At 66.7% G+C, this 17,000-nt stretch carries 17 protein-coding genes; 5 read left to right on the top strand and 12 right to left on the bottom strand.

The genetic code is table 11. The features are described 5' to 3' along the window. The first annotated feature begins 80 nt into the window (after positions 1-80). On the top strand, positions 81-713 hold the full coding sequence (locus tag JVX91_RS13055) for a TetR/AcrR family transcriptional regulator (protein WP_205339612.1): 633 nt from the start codon (positions 81-83) through the stop codon (positions 711-713). 224 nt (positions 714-937) lie between these two features. Here the strand turns inward: JVX91_RS13055 and JVX91_RS13050 are convergent, their stop codons facing one another. The 8 genes from JVX91_RS13050 to ppc all read right to left on the bottom strand — a co-directional run bounded on the left by JVX91_RS13050 (position 938) and on the right by ppc (position 8,960). Then, positions 938-1,723: a class I SAM-dependent methyltransferase gene (locus JVX91_RS13050; RefSeq protein ID WP_205339611.1), complete on the bottom strand. Its 786-nt coding sequence runs from the start codon at positions 1,721-1,723 to the stop codon at positions 938-940. A 55-nt stretch (positions 1,724-1,778) separates the two neighbouring features. Beyond that, positions 1,779-2,471: an extensin family protein gene (locus JVX91_RS13045; protein ID WP_240201737.1), complete on the bottom strand. Its 693-nt coding sequence runs from the start codon at positions 2,469-2,471 to the stop codon at positions 1,779-1,781. 3 nt (positions 2,472-2,474) lie between these two features. Further along, positions 2,475-3,317 carry an isocitrate lyase/phosphoenolpyruvate mutase family protein gene (locus tag JVX91_RS13040; protein ID WP_205339610.1) on the bottom strand — a complete coding sequence of 281 codons (843 nt, stop codon included), beginning with the start codon at positions 3,315-3,317 and terminating at the stop codon, positions 2,475-2,477. A 74-nt stretch (positions 3,318-3,391) separates the two neighbouring features. Further along, positions 3,392-4,249, bottom strand: coding sequence for a DUF72 domain-containing protein (locus tag JVX91_RS13035; RefSeq protein ID WP_205339609.1), 858 nt, complete (start codon positions 4,247-4,249; stop codon positions 3,392-3,394). A 4-nt stretch (positions 4,250-4,253) separates the two neighbouring features. Further along, positions 4,254-4,598 (bottom strand): hypothetical protein, encoded by a 345-nt coding sequence (locus JVX91_RS13030; RefSeq protein ID WP_205339608.1) that lies wholly within the window; start codon positions 4,596-4,598, stop codon positions 4,254-4,256. A 67-nt stretch (positions 4,599-4,665) separates the two neighbouring features. After that, on the bottom strand, positions 4,666-5,340 hold the full coding sequence (gene tsaB / locus JVX91_RS13025; RefSeq protein WP_205339607.1) for a tRNA (adenosine(37)-N6)-threonylcarbamoyltransferase complex dimerization subunit type 1 TsaB: 675 nt from the start codon (positions 5,338-5,340) through the stop codon (positions 4,666-4,668). 88 nt (positions 5,341-5,428) lie between these two features. After that, the gene (gene adk, locus JVX91_RS13020; protein ID WP_205339606.1) at positions 5,429-6,076 is read right to left on the bottom strand and encodes an adenylate kinase; all 648 of its coding nucleotides are present in this window, start codon (positions 6,074-6,076) and stop codon (positions 5,429-5,431) included. A gap of 247 nt (positions 6,077-6,323) precedes the next feature. Further along, entirely contained in the window at positions 6,324-8,960 is a 2,637-nt protein-coding gene (gene ppc, locus JVX91_RS13015; protein ID WP_205339605.1) for a phosphoenolpyruvate carboxylase, read from the bottom strand. Positions 8,961-9,153: 193 nt separating this feature from the next. On the opposite strand from ppc, the gene JVX91_RS13010 reads away from it, so the two are divergent. Continuing rightward, positions 9,154-9,489, top strand: coding sequence for a pilin assembly protein (locus tag JVX91_RS13010; protein ID WP_205339604.1), 336 nt, complete (start codon positions 9,154-9,156; stop codon positions 9,487-9,489). 471 nt (positions 9,490-9,960) lie between these two features. On the opposite strand, the gene cadR is transcribed toward JVX91_RS13010, so the two are convergent. Then, entirely contained in the window at positions 9,961-10,428 is a 468-nt protein-coding gene (gene cadR / locus JVX91_RS13005) for a Cd(II)/Pb(II)-responsive transcriptional regulator (protein ID WP_205339603.1), read from the bottom strand. An 87-nt stretch (positions 10,429-10,515) separates the two neighbouring features. Between cadR and JVX91_RS13000 the strand changes: the two genes are divergently transcribed. From JVX91_RS13000 to JVX91_RS12990, 3 genes are all read left to right on the top strand, one after another. Beyond that, a complete protein-coding gene (locus tag JVX91_RS13000; protein WP_240201736.1) occupies positions 10,516-12,867 on the top strand; it encodes a heavy metal translocating P-type ATPase in 2,352 nt (783 codons plus the stop codon). A gap of 186 nt (positions 12,868-13,053) precedes the next feature. Continuing rightward, positions 13,054-13,473 carry a DUF4398 domain-containing protein gene (locus JVX91_RS12995; RefSeq protein WP_205339602.1) on the top strand — a complete coding sequence of 140 codons (420 nt, stop codon included), beginning with the start codon at positions 13,054-13,056 and terminating at the stop codon, positions 13,471-13,473. Between the two features lie 37 nt (positions 13,474-13,510). Further along, positions 13,511-14,302: an OmpA family protein gene (locus tag JVX91_RS12990; protein WP_205339601.1), complete on the top strand. Its 792-nt coding sequence runs from the start codon at positions 13,511-13,513 to the stop codon at positions 14,300-14,302. Between the two features lie 887 nt (positions 14,303-15,189). Here JVX91_RS12990 and JVX91_RS12985 read toward each other — a convergent pair. From JVX91_RS12985 to JVX91_RS12975, 3 genes are read right to left on the bottom strand one after another with little or no spacing between them, the layout of a single operon-like run. Then, a complete protein-coding gene (locus tag JVX91_RS12985; protein WP_205339600.1) occupies positions 15,190-15,699 on the bottom strand; it encodes an O-acetyl-ADP-ribose deacetylase in 510 nt (169 codons plus the stop codon). Positions 15,700-15,737: 38 nt separating this feature from the next. Continuing rightward, positions 15,738-16,055 (bottom strand): hypothetical protein, encoded by a 318-nt coding sequence (locus JVX91_RS12980; protein WP_205339599.1) that lies wholly within the window; start codon positions 16,053-16,055, stop codon positions 15,738-15,740. Further along, a complete protein-coding gene (locus JVX91_RS12975) occupies positions 16,052-16,990 on the bottom strand; it encodes an alpha/beta hydrolase (RefSeq protein ID WP_205339598.1) in 939 nt (312 codons plus the stop codon). The genes JVX91_RS12980 and JVX91_RS12975 overlap by 4 nt, the downstream gene beginning before the upstream one ends. Positions 16,991-17,000: the final 10 nt, after the last annotated feature.

The raw sequence follows: 17,000 nt of genomic DNA, 5'->3' as shown, positions 1-17,000 counted from the left end.
AAAACGCGGTTGGAATTCTTATACTCCCCGGTATAGTAAAAATACAGAACCCATCAGTCCAGTATTAGAAATGTAAAATCATGTCGCCATCGAACTCATCGAACGGACCGGGCCGCCCCAAGGACCCCGCCAAGCGCAAGGCCATTCTCGAAGCCGCCAAGGAGCTGTTCGTGCGCTATGGCTACGACGGCAGCAGCATGGAGGCCATCGCCGCCGAGGCCGGCGTCTCCAAGCTCACCGTGTACAGCCACTTCACGGACAAGGAGACGCTGTTCGTCGAAGCCGTGCAGGCCAAGTGCGCGGAGAACCTGCCAGAGCTGTTTGCAGAGCCATCGGCCGATGCGCCGCTGGAAAGCCTGCTGCTGAATCTGGCGCGCGGCTTCAACCAGCTGATCAACAGTCCGGAGGCCATTGCGCTGAGCCGGCTGATGATTGCCCAGGGCGGGCAGAACCCGCATCTGTCCCAGCTGTTCTTCGACGCAGGTCCCCAGCGCGTGCTGGACCAGATGGAGCGCCTGTTGGAGCAGGCCCGTCAGCAGGGCAAGCTGGCGATGGACAGCCCGCGCCGGGCCGCCGAGCACTTCCTGATGCTGGTGCAGGGCTGCGTGCACTTCCGCCTGATGATCGGCTGCGTGCAGCCGCCGACCGAGGAGGAGTCCGAGGCTCACGCGCAGGAAGTGGTGGCGCTGTTTCTCAAGGCCTTCAGGCCCTGACACTCTCATAGTGACTGAACGTAGGCCAGGAGCCTCTTCGTCCCCTAAGAGCCCCTCACCCTAACCCTCTCCCAGAGGGAGAGGGGACCATCCTGAGCGCACTGATCGCGCTACGATAGCCGGCTGGCTCCGGAATCGATCCACTGTGCCGAACGGCTCCCTCTCCTTGGGGAGAGGGTTGGGGTTAGGGGTACGATTGGCAGAGGAGCCAGAGCAGAAAGACGTCAGCCCTTGAGGCTCTTCAGCGGATAGATGTCATAGCGGCTGGACTTGCCTTCCAGGCTGTAGCTGGGCTTCTGCCCCTCGATGATCGGCGCCTTGCGCGGGCGCTTGACCACCACCCGGTGGCTGGCCAGTTTCAGTGCGGCCTCCAGCAGCGCCGGGGCGTCCAGGTCGTCACCCACCAGCGGGCGGAACAGGCGCATTTCCTTCTTCACCAGCGCGCTCTTGTCGCGGTGCGGGAACATCGGGTCGAGGTAGATCACCTGCGGCGCCTCGCCTTCCCACGCCGCCATGCGCTCGATGGAATTGCCTGGCAGCAGGCGCATGCGGGCGACGATGCCACCCACCTCGAAATCCCCCGCCGCACGAGCCAGCCCGTCCTCCAGCAGCGCGGCGATGATCGGCTGTCGCTCGGTCAGGTCCATCTCGCAGCCCAGGGTCGCCAGCACGAAGGCGTCCTTGCCCAGCCCGGCGGTGGCATCCAGCACGTGGGGGCGAACACCCTGCTGGATGCCCACGGCCTTGGCGATCATCTGCCCGGTGCCGCCGCCGAACTGGCGGCGGTGGGCGGTGGCGCCTTCGAGGAAGTCCACGCGCACCGGACCGGGCGAGTCGGGCCCCAGCTGCAGCAACTGCAACCCGTCATCGCCCAGCTGCAGAGCGAAATCCGCCCCCTCGCCTTCTCCCATACCCAAGCCCAGGCGCTGCGCCCACTGCTCGGCGGCGGCCTGCCAGGCGGGTGCCAATGCCTGGACGACGATGCGCGGCGGGGTGAGGGTCTCGGTCATGACGGGGCGATCCTGGGAAAAACCGCAATTCTATCGCAGCGCGCGGCCGCCTGACTCAACGGCAGATCTGCCAACCGCCCAGGTCGAGGTGGAAATGATCGTGATGCGCACGGTTGTAATCCGGCCCCAACACACCATCGAAGTTGCTGCACGCGCCGTCGCGCACAGCGCGTAGAAATCGCGCCGCATCGCCCTGCCCGCTCCAGTCCTTCGCCACCACAATGCGCCGGCCATCGGCGAGGCGGAAAGCAGCGATGTCCAGCGCATTGGCGGTGGCGTGCTGGCTGCGGCGGGCATCGGTGCGCCCATAGATGTTGCGGCAGGCGAAGCTGCCCAGGTGTTCGATGCCCGCCACCGGCTGACCGTAGATTTCGCGCGCCGCCGGCTGCAGCGCATGCCGCTCGAACAGCGCGAAGCTCACTGCCAGCGGACAGCTGGCGAGAAAGCTGCTGCTCAGCTTCACCTGCGCGGCCTGCACGCGCCAGACGTTCTGCAACGGGCAACCCGCGACAGGCTCGCTGTCAGCCATGGGCTGCGCCTTGAGATCGGAGCTTTGCAGTGCCAGGCGGCACAGGTCGACGTCGTCACGCAGGCGCCAGAGCTTGTAGCGGGTCAGCAAGTTCGGCTCGTCGCGCACATCCAGCGGCGCCCAGGGATTCCAGCGACCAGGCACCTGTACCCAGTGCTGCTGCACCGCCAGGGCGAAACTGGCGAGCGCCAGGACGACACCGAGCAGCCACCAGCGCAAACGTCAGCCCCGGAACAGTCCGTTGATCCGGTCGAACGGCATGGCGCCGTGCATGGGCGTCAGGTCGCCTTTTGCCAACGCCTCGGAAGCACTGAAGAAGGCGCCGTAAGCCGTGCGGGCCAGGGTCGAGCCGACACTGACGCGCTTCACGCCCAACTCGGCCAACTCCTCCAGCCCCAACTGCAGCGCCGGCGAACCCACCAGCACATTGACCGGCCGCGGCGCCACGGCCTTGACCACGGCGGCGATTTCCTCGCGGGTCTTCAGGCCCGGCGCGTAGAGCACATCGGCGCCAGCGTCGGCGAAGGCCACCAGGCGGCGGATGGTGTCGTCCAGGTCGACGCGGCCGTGGAGGAAGTTTTCCGCCCGCGCAGCGAGGGTGAAGGTGAAAGGCAGCGCACGGGCGGCTTGCACGGCGGCGGTGATGCGCTCAACGGCCAGTTCCAGCGGGTAGATCGGCGCATCTGGGCGCCCGGTGGCGTCCTCGATGGAGCCGCCCACCAGCCCGCACGCGGCAGCCAGGCGAATGGTCTCGGCGCAGTCTTCCGGCGTGTCGCCGTAACCGTTCTCCAGGTCGGCGGCCACCGGCAGCGGGGTCGCCTCGACGATGTCGCGCGCATTGGCGAGTGCTTCGGCACGGCTGACCGCCCCTTCGGCATCCCGGCGGCCCAGGGCGAATGCCAGGCCCGCACTGGTGGTAGCGAGAGCCTCGAAACCAAGATGAGCGAGCATCTTCGCCGAACCGGCGTCCCACGGATTGGGCAGGACGAACAGACCGTCACGCTGGTGCAGGGCGCGGAAAGCCTCGCCGCGTTGCTGTTGAGTGCTGTTGTGCTGGGAAGGCATGGCTGACTCCTGACCGGGCGGGGAACGAGCAGGTTAGCCGCCTCGCCGCCCCAGCGCCATGCGCAGTTGCCCGCTCAGAGCAGGCCGAGCTGTTCCACTTCCGGCTTGGGCTCGAACAGCGGCGGCAGGCCCGGCAGGCGCTCACGCAGCAGCGCATGGAAGCGCTGCGCCTGCTCGGCGGCGCGGTGGTTGTCCGGGGTATGGAGGAAGACGTAGGGCGTCAGGCCCTGCTCGATCCACTCGGCCACCTTGGCGATCCAGGGCCGCAAGTGGACCAGATTGGCGTCCAGGTCCGGACCGCCGATAAAGCGCACCTGCGGGCTGTCGCTGAAGGCCGCCGGACGCACCGGCACCTTGGGCTTCTTCGATTGCGCGTGGAGCACCGCGGGATCGTCGGACCTGCATGCGAACAGCGCCCGCGAGTCCAGGCAGATACGCTCAACACCGCGATCCAGCAGCAGCCGGTTCAGCGCGCGCTCCTCGTCGCCCTTGGCGAAGAACGCCGGATGGCGCACCTCCACCGCGATGCGCCGTTCAGCGAAGGCATCCAGCCATGCCGCCAGCTCGCCCAGGCGATCCGGGCCGAAGCTGGCGGACACCTGCAGCCACAGCGGCGCGACGCGCTTATCCAGCGGCTTCAGCAGATCGAGGAAGTCCCGCGTGTTCTCCAACTGGCCGCGCAGGTCGCCCTCGTGGCTGATATCGCGGGGCAGCTTGGCACAGAAGCGGAACGTCTCCGGCATGGTCTGCGCCCAGCGCGCGAGGGTATCGGCGTTGGGGCGGGCGTAGAAAGTGGTATTGCCTTCCACGGCGTTGAACACCTGGGAGTAGAAACCCAGGGTATCGGCGGAACGCAGGTCGGCGGGATAGAAACTGCCGCGCCAGGCCGGCTCGTTCCAGGACGGACAGCCCAGATAATACGGCAAGCTCATGGAGTCAGGCGTAGAGGTCGAGACCGAGGACTTCCTGGCCTTCGTACTGGCCAGCCATGCTGGCGGTGCTGGTGTAGCTGGCGAGCGCCTGGGCCGCGCGGGAACTCAGCGGGCGCTGGTATTCGATATCACGCAGGGTCGCCGGCACGCCATAGCTGCTGGCGCTGGAGGATTCCACGCGGCGAGTCTGGGATTGCGACTCCAGGCCCTGGCTCGCCGAGGTCGGCGCGGGCTGCTCGCGGCGGGTCTCGACGTCACTCTGCACGTCCCGATACGGCGTAACCGCAGTGCCCGTTCGGGAACCGCGCTCCGGCGTCTGGGAAATGGAGGTGAAACCGTCGATACGCATGCTGAAGACTCGGTGGGAATACCCATCACTCTAGCGACCGCGTGCAACTGCGGTCAATTGGCACAGGTCAGGCTTTCTTGGGCGTCGCTACGTTGTCACGCAGGTAGACCGGCTGCGCCTGTTCGGCATCGACGGCCTCGCCCCGCGCCCAGGCGAATTCGGCCAGGGTCAGCAGGTCCTCGGAGTGCGGCAGCAGGCTGGCATCGCGGGCGGCAACCTTTACCGCCAGGCGCTCCTCGAAGCCCCAGCCGGTGCCGGAGCCGAACCACTCGCCGTGGGCATCGCGGGGCAGCTCGACACGCTCGGGCGGCAGCACCGCCTCGGCGCCCGCCAGGCGCATTTCGCCCTGCTCCAGGCGGTAGCAGCCCCAGTACACCTCGTCCATCCGCGCATCGATGGCAGCGGCCACCTGGACGGCGCCGTGCTCGCGGTACGCACGCTGGGCCAGCACCGCCAGGTCGGAGATCGGCAACACCGGTTTCTGCAGGGCAAAGGCCAGACCCTGGACCACGCCGATGGCGATCCGCACGCCGGTGAAGGCGCCGGGGCCGCGGCCGAAGGCAATGGCGTCGACAGCGGACAGCTTGATGCCGGCCTCGTCGAGGATGTCCTGCACCATGGGCAGCAGGCGCTGGGCGTGCAGGCGCGGGATCACCTCGTGGCGCACGAACCGGCGGTCGTCATGCAGCAGCGCGACAGAACAGGCTTCGGTCGAGGTATCCAGGGCCAGCAGCGTGGGCATGGTGCTTTCCATAAGTCGATAAAAAATGGGCGGGCATTATAAACGCCAAAGGCCCGCATGTGCGGGCCTTTGGCAGACGCGGGAGCGATCAGCTCAGAGCGGCGAGCACCTTGGTGGTGATCTGCTCTACCGAGCCGACACCCTCGACGCGGGTGTACTTCGGAGTGCCTTCGGCGGCGGCCAGCTTCTGGTAGAAGTCGACCAGCGGCTTGGTCTGCGAGTGGTAGACCGACAGGCGGTGACGCACGGTGGCTTCCTTGTCGTCTTCGCGCTGGATCAGCTCTTCGCCGGTCTCGTCGTCCTTGCCGGCAACCTTCGGCGGGTTGTGCTCGACGTGGTAGACGCGGCCGGAAGCGGCGTGAACGCGGCGGCCGGCGATGCGGCTGACGATTTCCTCGTCTTCAACGGCGATCTCGACGACGTGGTCGATGCTGACGCCCGCTTCCTTCATGGCCTCGGCCTGGGGAATGGTGCGCGGGAAGCCATCGAACAGGAAGCCCTTGGCGCAGTCCGGCTGGGCGATACGTTCCTTGACCAGGTTGATGATCAGGTCATCGGAGACCAGACCGCCGGCGTCCATCACGCTCTTGGCCTGCAGGCCCAGTTCGGTGCCGGCCTTGACCGCCGCACGCAGCATGTCGCCGGTAGAGATCTGCGGAATGCCGAACTTCTCAGTGATGAAGCGAGCCTGGGTACCTTTGCCGGCACCGGGCGCCCCGAGCAGAATCACACGCATCGATATGCTCCTTAATACTTGTTAAGCGAAATCACGGATCCGCCTCTTGGGGCCAATCTCATCGTGCTGGAATGGCGCAGACATGCGCCGAAAGGTTGCTCACGATACACAGCGGCCCCCTGCCAGACAAGCCGGCCATGGGGACTGCGCGAGCCGATCCCGGACGTTTCAGGGCGCCCGGAACAGTCATCAAATTAATCTCATTTCCCGGCTCGGCAATCCACCTTTGGTGGGGGGCTATGCTCCCTCAACCGGTGTTGCGCAGACCGGCGGCGATCCCCGCGACGGTCACCAGCATCGCCTGCTCCAGACCGCCGCAGGCATCGCCGGTACAGCGTCGCGAGCGGGCCAAAAGCTCGGCCTGGAGCAGGTGCAGCGGGTCCAGGTAGGTATTGCGCACACCAATGGACTCGCGCGTCTCGGCGGCGTGGGCGAGCAACTGGGACTGGCCGGTCAGACCCAGCACCACGCGCACCGACTGCGACAATAGGTCGCGTAAATGCGCACCTAATGGTCGCAGTTCCGATTGCACCAGTCGCTCGTCGTAGAGTTGGGCGATTTCCCGGTCGGCCTTGGCCAGCACCATCTCCAGCATGTCGATGCGCGTGGTGAAGAACGGCCACTCCTTGCGCATGCGTGAAAGCAGCGCGCCTTCGCCGCGTTCGATGGCCTTGAACAACGCGTCTTCCCAGCCCAGCCAGGCCGGCAGCATCAGGCGCGTCTGGGTCCAGGCGAAAATCCAGGGGATCGCCCGCAGGCTCTCCACCCCGCCCTCGCGGCGCTTGGCCGGGCGGCTGCCCAGCGGCAGGCGGCCCAGTTCCTGCTCCGGCGTGGCCTCGCGGAAGTAGTCGACGAACTGCGGGTTCTCCCGCACCACCGCGCGGTAGGCGACGACGCCATCGGCGGCCAGGCGGTCCATCTCCTCGCGCCAGGCCGGCTCGGGCACTGGCGGCGGCTGCAGCGTGGCTTCCAGCACGGCAGCGAGGTAGAGGTTGAGGTTCTGTTCGGCGATGTCCGGCAGGCCGAACTTGAAGCGGATCATCTCGCCCTGTTCGGTGGTGCGGAAGCGACCGGCCACCGAGCCTGGCGGCTGCGAGAGGATCGCCGCATGGGCCGGGCCGCCGCCGCGGCCAACGGTGCCGCCGCGGCCATGGAACAGCAGCAGTTCGACGCCATGGTCGCGGCAGATGTCCACCAGCGCTTCCTGGGCGCGGTACTGCGCCCAGGCGGCGGCCAGGGTGCCGGCGTCCTTGGCCGAATCGGAATAGCCGATCATCACTTCCTGCGGCCCGGCCAGGCGCGTGCGGTAGCTGTCCAGGCTAAGCAAGCGGTCGATGCAGGGGCCGGCGTTATCGAGGTCGTCCAGCGTCTCGAACAGCGGGACGACGCGCATCGGCCGCGCCAGGCCGCACTCCTTGAGCAGCAACTGCACGGCAAGCACGTCGGACGGATGGCCGGCCATGGAGATGACATAGGAGCCCAGTGATGCCGCCGGCGCCTGCGCCACGACCCGGCAGGTGGCGAGCACTTCGGCGGTCTCGGGCGATGGTTCGTAGTTCGCCGGCAGCAACGGACGACGACTGCCAAGCTCCTCCAGGAGGAACTCCTGACGCACGCTTTCGTCCCACTCGGCGTAGTTGCCCAGCCCGAGGTAGTCGGTGATCTCGCTCATCGCCCTGGCGTGGCGCGTGGAGTCCTGACGTACGTCGAGGCGGGCCAGGAACAACCCGAAGGTGGCGGCACGGCGCAGGGTGTCGAGCAACGCGCCATCGGCGATCACGCCCATGCCGCAGTCATGCAGCGAGCGGTAGGAGAGCTGCAGCGGTTCGAGCAGTTCGCGGTTGTCCTGCAATACATCGGCGCCCGGCTCCTCGCCGGTGTGGATGGCGCGCTCGGCCCAGGCGCGGGTAGCGCGCAAGCGTTCGCGCAGTTGCTTGAGCAGCGCGCGGTAGGGCTCGGCGAGGTCGCCCACTTCCGCGCGCAGTTCATCGCTGGCCTGTTGCATGGACAGGTCGGCGGCCAGGCTGTCCACATCGCGAAGATAGAGATCGGCGGCCATCCAGCGCGCCAGCAGCAGGACCTCGCGGGTGATCGCGGCGGTGACATTGGGGTTGCCGTCGCGGTCGCCGCCCATCCAGGAGGCGAAGCGGATCGGCGCGGACTCCAGCGGCAGGCGTTCGCCGAGGGTTTCCTGCAGGGTGCGATCGACGTGGCGGAGGAAGTCCGGCAGCGCTTGCCAGAGGGAATGCTCGATCACCGCGAAGCCCCATTTCGCCTCGTCCACCGGGGTTGGCCGGGTGCGGCGGATTTCATCGGTGTGCCAGGCCTCGGCGATCAGCCGCTGGAGTTTTTCCTGCACCGCCTGGCGCTCTTCGGGCAGCAGGTCGCTGTGATCGCCTGCGGCCAGTTGCGCGGCGATGGCGTCGTACTTCTGGATCAGCGTGCGGCGCGCCACTTCTGTGGGATGCGCGGTGAGCACCAGTTCGATCTCCAGGTCCGCCACCTGCCGCGCCAGGCCTTCGACGCCCAGGCCGGATTTGCGCAGACGCGCGAGCAACTCGGCCAGCACGCGGTTCTCGAAGGGTTCGGGCTCCTTGGGCGTGCGGCGGCGGATGCGGTGGTACTGCTCGGCGATGTTGGCCAGGTTGAGGAACTGGTTGAAGGCGCGCGCCACTGGCAGCAGTTCGTCCTCGCCGAGGCCGTCGAGGGTCGCGGTGAGCTGCTTGGCGCCTTCGGCGGAGCCGCGCCGCGCCGCCTTGGCACCGGTGCGGATCAGCTCGATCTTGTCGAGGAAAGCCTGTCCGTACTGGTCGCGGATGGTCTGCCCGAGCAGTTCGCCCAAGAGGTGAACGTCCTCGCGCAGGCGCGCGTCGATATCCGGCATGGCGGAGTCTCCTAATGAGAGAGGCCTTGGCTGTGGGTTCTACAGTGCCGCCGGCTCCGGCGGCTGACAAGCGTGCTCGTCCTGCTGCTCGGACAACGACTAGGCTCAAAGTGATCCCGAAACGCACGGGAATTCACGCGGTCCCACGAAGACCGGTCCATCGCCCCGCCACGAGCGGGCCTACGAGGTGAACATGAAAATCCGCGAGCTGGTACGCCATTGGGAACAGAGCGCCAGGGGGCGCATGACCAAACATCAGTACAGCATTCCGCTGGACGTCGAGACCGCCGCGCGTCTGGCCGCGCTGCACGACATGTACCCCAAGCGCAGTGTGGAGGAGTTGCTGGGGGAGCTGGTGAATGCGGCGCTGGAGGAACTGGAGGCGAGCTTCCCTTATGTGCAGGGAACGAAGGTGGTCGCGCAGGACGAACAGGGCGATCCGCTCTACGAAGACACCGGCCCTACACCGCGCTTCCTGGCACTATCGCGCAAGTACCTGCATGAGCTGACGGAGGCCGAGCACTCCTGAATGAAAACGCCCCGGCATCTGCCGGGGCGCTTGGTTTCAGGCTTCAGGAACCACTGCCTTGCTGCGGCTGCTTCGGTGCCTGGACTTCCCCCTCACCCCAGCCCTCTCCCTCAGGGAGAGGGGGCAGATTGTGCCGGCTGATGCCATGGTTTCATCCTGCTCCATACGGTCCCCTCTCCCTCTGGGATAGGGGACAATTGTGCCGGCTGACGCCATGGTTTCATCCTGCTCCATACGGGACCCTCTCCCTCTGGGAGAGAGGCCAATTGTGCCGGCTGACGCCATGCTTTCATTCCGCTCCTACGAGCCCCTCTCCCTCTAGGAGAGAGACCAATTGTGCCAGCTGATGCCATGGTTTCATCCTGCCCCATACGGTCCCCTCTCCCTCTGGGAGAGGGTTAGGGTGAGGGCCGATCCAAGCGCAGAAGCCTATTGGCGAAGCGGCCCCACGTGCCTTCCTGCACTGACCAGTCAATGCCGGCCGTGGACGCCGGGCACATGCAGATGCCCCGCCTCCGCGCAGGCCTCGGGAATCACCGACGGCTCCGCCGGCTGTTCCAGCTCGCGCAGGATGCCGCAATCCTCGCTGCTGCCCTCGCCCTCGCACTGCGCCCGCAGGTCGCGCAGCTGCTGGCTGAGCGACTGCAATTCGGCAATGCGCACCTCGACGTGGTGCAGGTGTTCCTCGATCAGCCGATTGGCGGTGCCGCAGTCGGATTCCGGACGGTCGCGCAGGCCGAGAAGGATGCGGATTTCATCCTGGGTCATGTCCAACGAGCGGCAATGGCGGATGAAGGACAGGCGCTCGACATGCATCGCGTCGTACTGCCGGTAGTTACCCTCGCTGCGCGACGGCGCCGGCAGCAGGCCTTCGCGCTCGTAATAGCGGATGGTTTCCACTGGGCAGCCGGTCAGTTTCGCCAGTTCACCGATCTTCATCTGCGACTCCTCGCAAGCAGGTGCTTGACTCTGTAGTTGCTACAGGGTGTGCAATCAGCAGCAACTCGTCAAACAGGAACGGACGACATGACTGCCAACCGCCAGGGTCCGATCATCCATGGCCCCGCCCAAGACCGCGAACAGGAAGCCGCTGGCTGCTGCGGCTGCGACAAAGGCGCGCTGCTGCGCGCCCCAGCCGCCGAACCGATCCCGCACGATCACGGCCATGCCCACGATCACGATCACGATCACGATCACGATCACGATCACGATCATCAGCATGAACGCATCGACCCGGCGCAAGCGGCAAGCGCCGTGGCGGGCGCTGCGGCCGGCGAGTTGCGCTGGACCAGCCTGCGCATCGAAGCCATGGACTGCCCCACCGAGGAACGCTTGCTGCGCGATGCGCTGGGCCGCGTACCGGCGGTGGAAGACCTGGACTTCAACCTGATGCAGCGCCTGCTGCGCGTGCAGCACCGCTTCGACAGCATTGAGCCGTTGCAGAAGCTGGTGGCCTCCCTCGGCATGCAGGCCGAGCCGGTGGACGACAACGCTCCCACTTCCGCACAGCCCGCCCCGCAGAAACCCTGGTGGCCGCTGGCGCTGGCCGGTGTCGCGGCCGCGGGCGCCGAGTTCTTCGAATGGTTCGCCATCGGCCCGCACTGGCTGGTAGCGGCGCTGGCCATCGCGGCGATCCTCGGCGCTGGCCTGCCGACCTACCGCAAGGGCTGGATCGCCCTGAAGAACCGCAACCTCAACATCAACGCCCTGATGAGCATCGCCGTGACTGGTGCCATGCTGATCGGCCAGTGGCCGGAAGCGGCCATGGTGGCGGTGCTGTTCGCCATCGCCGAGCTGATCGAGGCCAAGTCGCTGGACCGCGCGCGCAACGCCATTCGCGGCCTGCTGCAACTGGCGCCGGAACAGGCCACGGTGCTGGTGGACGGCCAATGGCAGGAACTGCCAGCCAAGTTCGTAACGCTCGACGCCCGCGTGCGAGTGCGCCCCGGCGAGCGCATCGCCCTGGACGGCGAAGTGCTCGATGGCCGCTCCAGCGTCAACCAGGCGCCCATTACCGGCGAGAGCCTGCCGGTGGAGAAACAGGTTGGCGACACCCTGTTCGCCGGCACCATCAACGGCGAGAGCGCACTGGAATACCGCGTCACCCGCGTGGCCGACGACAGCACCCTGGCGCGGATCATCCACGCCGTGGAAGAAGCCCAGGGCTCGCGGGCGCCGACCCAGCGCTTCGTCGACCAGTTCTCGCGCATCTACACCCCGGCGGTATTCCTCATCGCCATCGCCACCGCGCTGCTGCCGCCGCTGTTCTTCGGCGGCGCCTGGCTGGACTGGGTCTACCGCGCGCTGGTGCTGCTGGTGATCGCCTGCCCCTGCGCGCTGGTGATCTCGACACCGGTGACCATCGTCAGCGGCCTGTCGGCGGCGGCGCGCCTGGGCATCCTGATCAAGGGTGGCGTGTTTCTGGAAATGGGCCGCTCGCTGGACTGGATCGCCCTGGACAAGACCGGCACCCTCACCGAAGGCCGCCCGCGCCAGACCGACTTCACCGCCCTGCGCGACAGCGATGGCGGCGACGTGCGCGCCCTGGCCGCGAGCCTCGCCGCGCGCTCCGATCACCCGGTGTCCCAGGCCGTCGCGAAAGCAGCCGAACAGGACAACATCGCGCTGTATGGCGTCGGCGAGCTGACCGCCCTGCCCGGCCGCGGCGTAAAGGGCGAGATCGACGGGCGCACCTATCACCTGGGCAACCATCGCCTGGTGGAAGAACTGGAGCTGTGCTCGAAGGAGCTGGAAGCGCGCCTGGACGCCCTCGAGCAGCAGGGCAAGACCGTCATCGTGCTGCTCGACGCACAAGGGCCGCTGGCGCTGTTCGCCGTGGCCGATGCAGTCAAGGAAACCAGCCGTGAAGCGGTCGCCCAGCTACACGAAATGGGCGTGAAGACGCTGATGCTGACCGGCGACAACCCGCACACCGCCAATGCCATCGGCGCCCAGGTGGGCATCGACGTGGCGCTGGGCAACCTGCTGCCGGAGGACAAGCTGCGCGAGGTGAAGCAGCGCCAGGAAGGTGGGCGCCGGGTCGGCATGGTTGGCGATGGGATCAACGATGCCCCTGCCCTGGCCCGTGCCGACATCGGCTTCGCCATGGGCGCGGCCGGTACCGATACCGCCATCGAAACCGCTGGTGTGGCGCTGATGGACGACGACCTGCGCAAATTGCCGTCCTTCATTCGCCTGTCACGCCAGACCCACCGTGTGCTGATCCAGAACATCACCCTCGCGCTGGGCATCAAGGCGGTGTTCCTCGCCCTCACCCTGGCCGGCGAAGGCACCCTGTGGATGGCGGTATTCGCCGACATGGGCGCCAGTCTGCTGGTGGTGTTCAACGGCCTGCGATTGCTGCGTCATCGCGGCTGATTCCCGCTGATCGTCACCGATGCCCGCCAATACGGCGGGCATTTTTTTTGAACCCCCTGACAAAACCCTTAGTCCCCTAAACAGATGCCCACTACTGATCACCGACAACCTCGGCGCCAGCAGCAGGCATCCGCCGGCACTCGAAACGCCGAGGGAACCCCCTATCCAAGTCAGAGGATTCGCCCAATGGAACTGAAATCTCAAAGCGCTCGAACCGTCCCTGCCCTTTCCTCCTGCGCTTCGCTGCGCCGCTGGCGCGTTGGACTGCTCGCCCTGGGCAGCGCCGCGCTGCTCGCCGGTTGCGCCGGTAACCCGCCCAGCGAGCAGATGGCCGTCACCGAATCGGCGGTGAACGCTGCCGTCAGCTCCGGCGGGCCGGAGTTCGCCCCGGTGGAGACCAAGAACGCCCAGGACAAGCTCGCCCAGGCGCGCATCGCCCTGAACGACAAGGAATACGACCAGGCCAAGCGCCTGGCCCAGCAGGCCGAATGGGACGCTCGCGTGGCCGAGCGCAAGTCGCAGGCCGTGAAGGCCCAGAACAACGTCAAGGACGCCCAGCAGGGCGTGATGGAGTTGCGTCAGGAAGGCCTGCAGCAGGCCCAGTGATCCCGCCCCTACGTCCGGTCATATAAGGAATTCCGACATGAACAAGCTCATCGTACTGCCCGCCATTTCGACCCTCGCCCTGGCCCTGGCCGCGTGCTCGACGCCGCCCAACGCCAACCTGGAGAAAGCCCGCAACGACTTCCAGGCGCTGCAGGCCGAACCCCAGGCCACCCAGCAGGCCGCGCTGGAAACCAAGGACGCCGGCGACTGGCTGGCCAAGACCGACAAGGCCTACCGCGACGGCGCCGACCAGAAGGACGTCGACCAGATGGCCTACCTGACCCAGCAGCGCATCGAGCTGGCCAACCAGACGGTGGCCCTGCGCAACGCCGAGGACCAGATGAAGAACACCTCCGCCCAGCGCGCCCAGGCCCGTCTGGATGCCCGTACCGCACAGCTGAACAAGCTCAAGGGCGAGCTGAACGCCAAGCAGACCTCGCGCGGGACCATGGTGTCCTTCGGCGACGTGCTGTTCGATCTCGACCGCGCCGAGTTGAAGCCCGGCGCCATGAGCAATGTGCAGAACCTCGCCGGCTACCTCCAGCAGAATCCGGAGCGCAAGGTCATCGTCGAGGGCTACACCGACAGCAGCGGCTCGTCCTCCTACAACCAGGGGCTGTCCGAGCGTCGCGCCGACGCCATTCGCCTGGCGCTGCTGAGCCAGGGTGTCACGTCTGATCGCGTCGTCTCCCGGGGCTATGGCAAGGAGTATCCGGTGTCGAGCAACGCTACCCCGGCGGGCCGCGCGATGAACCGTCGCGTCGAGGTGACCATTTCCAACGACGCCAATCCGGTGCAGCCGCGCTCAGCGGTAAGCGGCACCTACTGATCAGGCAAACGGCCCGCTCCTGCGCTCTTCGTAGGAGCGGGCTTGCTCGCGAATCGCATACCGCGCTCAAGCTTCCCCTCACCCTAACCCTCTCCCGGAGGGAGAGGGAACCGCTGGGCACGAGTGGCAGCTTCAGCGCCCGTCGGCGAGTCCTCTTCAAATCGCCGATAAGCTGCAGGACTCAGCCACACCTGCAGAGCGCTCGGGCTGCCCTCTCTCCCGGAGGGAGAGGGAATCGCTGGGCATGAGTGGTAGCTCCAGCGCCCATCGGCGAGTCCACTTCAAATCGCTGCAAAGCTGCAGGACTCAACCACACCTGCAGCGCGCTCGGGCTGCCCCCTCTCCCGGAGGGAGAGGGAACCGCTGGGCATGAGTGGCAGCTTCAGCGCCCGTCGGCGAGTCTTCTTCACATCGCTGCAAAGCTGCAGGACTCAACCACACCTGCAGCGCGCTCGGGCTGCCCCTCTCCCGGAGGGAGAGGGAATCGCTGGGCATGAGTGGCAGCTCCAGCGCCCGTCGGCGAGTCCTCTTCAAATCACTGCAAAGCTGCAGGACTCAACCACACCTGCAGCGCACTCGGGCTACCCCCTCTCCCGGCGGGAGAGGGGGCCGCTGGGTATGAGTGGCAGCTTCAGCGTCCGTCGGCGAGTCTTCTTCACATCGCTGCAAAGCTGCAGGACTCAACCACACCTGCAGCGCGCTCGGGCTGCCCCTCTCCCGGAGGGAGAGGGAATCGCTGGGCATGAGTGGTAGCTCCAGCGCCCATCGGCGAGTCCTCTTCAAATCGCTGAGAAGCTGCAGGACTCAACCACACCTGCAGCGCGCTCGGTCTGCCCCCTCTCCCCCTGGGAGAGGGCTGGGGTGAGGGTACGACAGCGGCTCGGAGGTCAGCCCAGCAAGCGCCGATAGAGCTCCGCCATCTCCACCGAAAACGGCACCAGCACCAATTCCTTCAGCGAACTTCCCTCCCCGCGCGGGCGACGCAATTCCTCCACCGCAACCTGCGCTGCCGCTTCGGCGGGATAACCGTAGATACCGGTACTGATGGCGGGAAAGGCGACACTCGCCAGGCCCTTCTCTTCGGCCAGTTGCAGGCTGTTGCGGTAGCACTCGGCGAGCAGCTCGGGCTCGCCGTGCTCACCGCCGCGCCAGACGGGCCCGACTGTGTGTATGACGAAGCGCGCCAGCAGGCGGAAGCCGGGGGTGATCTTCGCCTGGCCAGTCTGGCAGCCCCCCAGCGGGCGACACGCGTGGACAAGGTCCGGTCCGGCCGCGCGATGGATAGCCCCGTCGACACCGCCGCCACCCAGCAGCGAGCTGTTGGCAGCGTTGACGATGGCGCCGACGTCGAGGCGGGTGATGTCGCCCTGCCAGACGCGGATCTCGGGGTGGCTCATGACCTTCCTCCCTCAGTCCGCTGTGCCAGGGCCGACCGTCACTTGGTTTCTTGCGGAGTCTGCTCACCCATGCAGCGCACGGCGCGCTTGCGGCCATCGACCAGCACGCCGGTCAGGCCCTTCTGGGTCATGTCGAACATCACCAGCACACCATCGATGCACTGCGCCTGCTGGTCAGCCGGGTCCAGCGACAGTTTGGTGTCCTGGCCGGGAATGCTCTTCAGCATGGTGAACTGGCTCAGTTCCAGCGCGTCCTCGGGTTTGGCGAAGTGCAGGTAACCGTAATACCAGAGCGTGCCGACCGAGACGAAGATGGTGGCGATGATGGTGAGGATGTACGAGATCGGGTTGTTCATGGCTTGCCTTGGTTGGAGGAGTCCGCCGGCGATTCCTGGGGTTTCGCCGGAGCAGGAGAGTTCGGGACTTCGGCCAGCCTGCGCAAACCGGTGAAGTGCTGCGGATCATCGAGGAAGCGCAGCATCACTTCACGCCACACGGGTTCCCCGAAGGTTTCCACATGGTTTCCACGGGTCGGCTGGAAGACCTTGGGCGGCGGAGTGGCCTTGTACAGGGCCAGGCCGTTGTCCAGGGGCACAATGGTATCGTCGATGCTGTGGAAGAACAGCACGGGTGCGCCAGAAAGTCGCGGCATGGAGCGGATCGCGCTGTCGCCATCGGGCACCAGCCAGGACAGCGGCACCTGCAGCGGCCAGGTCAGCCAACTGGTACTCAGGGTGTACCGCCCCACGTCGCGGTAGCTGGCTGGTACGCCATCGAGCACCACGGCATGCAGCTGTTTCTGCCGCTCCGGATGCATGCCCAGGTAATGCACCGCCAGGGCGCCACCGAGGCTCTGGCCCAGCAGGATCACCGGCTTGCCCTGCGCCTCCGGCGCCTTGTCCAGCCAGGCGAAGGCGGCGTCGATGTCCTGGTAGATCGCCGGCAGGCTCGGCTCACCCTCGGAATGCCCGTAGCCACGGTAATCCACCATCAACACCTGGTAGCCCTGCTCCGGCAGCCAGTAGGCGCCGCCCAGGTGCCAGGCCATGTTGCCCCCATTGCCGTGCAGGTGCAGCACGGTGCCCTTCACCGGTACCCCCGCTTTCGCCGGCAGCCACCAGCCGGCGAGCTTCACGCCATCGGCGGTGGTGAGGGTGACGTCGCGGTAGTCCAGCTTGGCGCGCGCGGGCGTGATGGCGACGTCGTCGCTGGGGTAGAACAGCAGGGAGCTGCAGCCGCTCAACAGGAGAGCGCTTGTCAGCAGCAGGCAGGCTTTCAGCAGTCGAATCATGCAGCAGGTG

This window comes from Pseudomonas sp. PDNC002 (assembly GCF_016919445.1).
Lineage (GTDB): Bacteria > Pseudomonadota > Gammaproteobacteria > Pseudomonadales > Pseudomonadaceae > Pseudomonas.
Note: the sequence above shows the minus strand (reverse complement) of the source record. Positions and strands in the feature narration are given on the sequence as shown.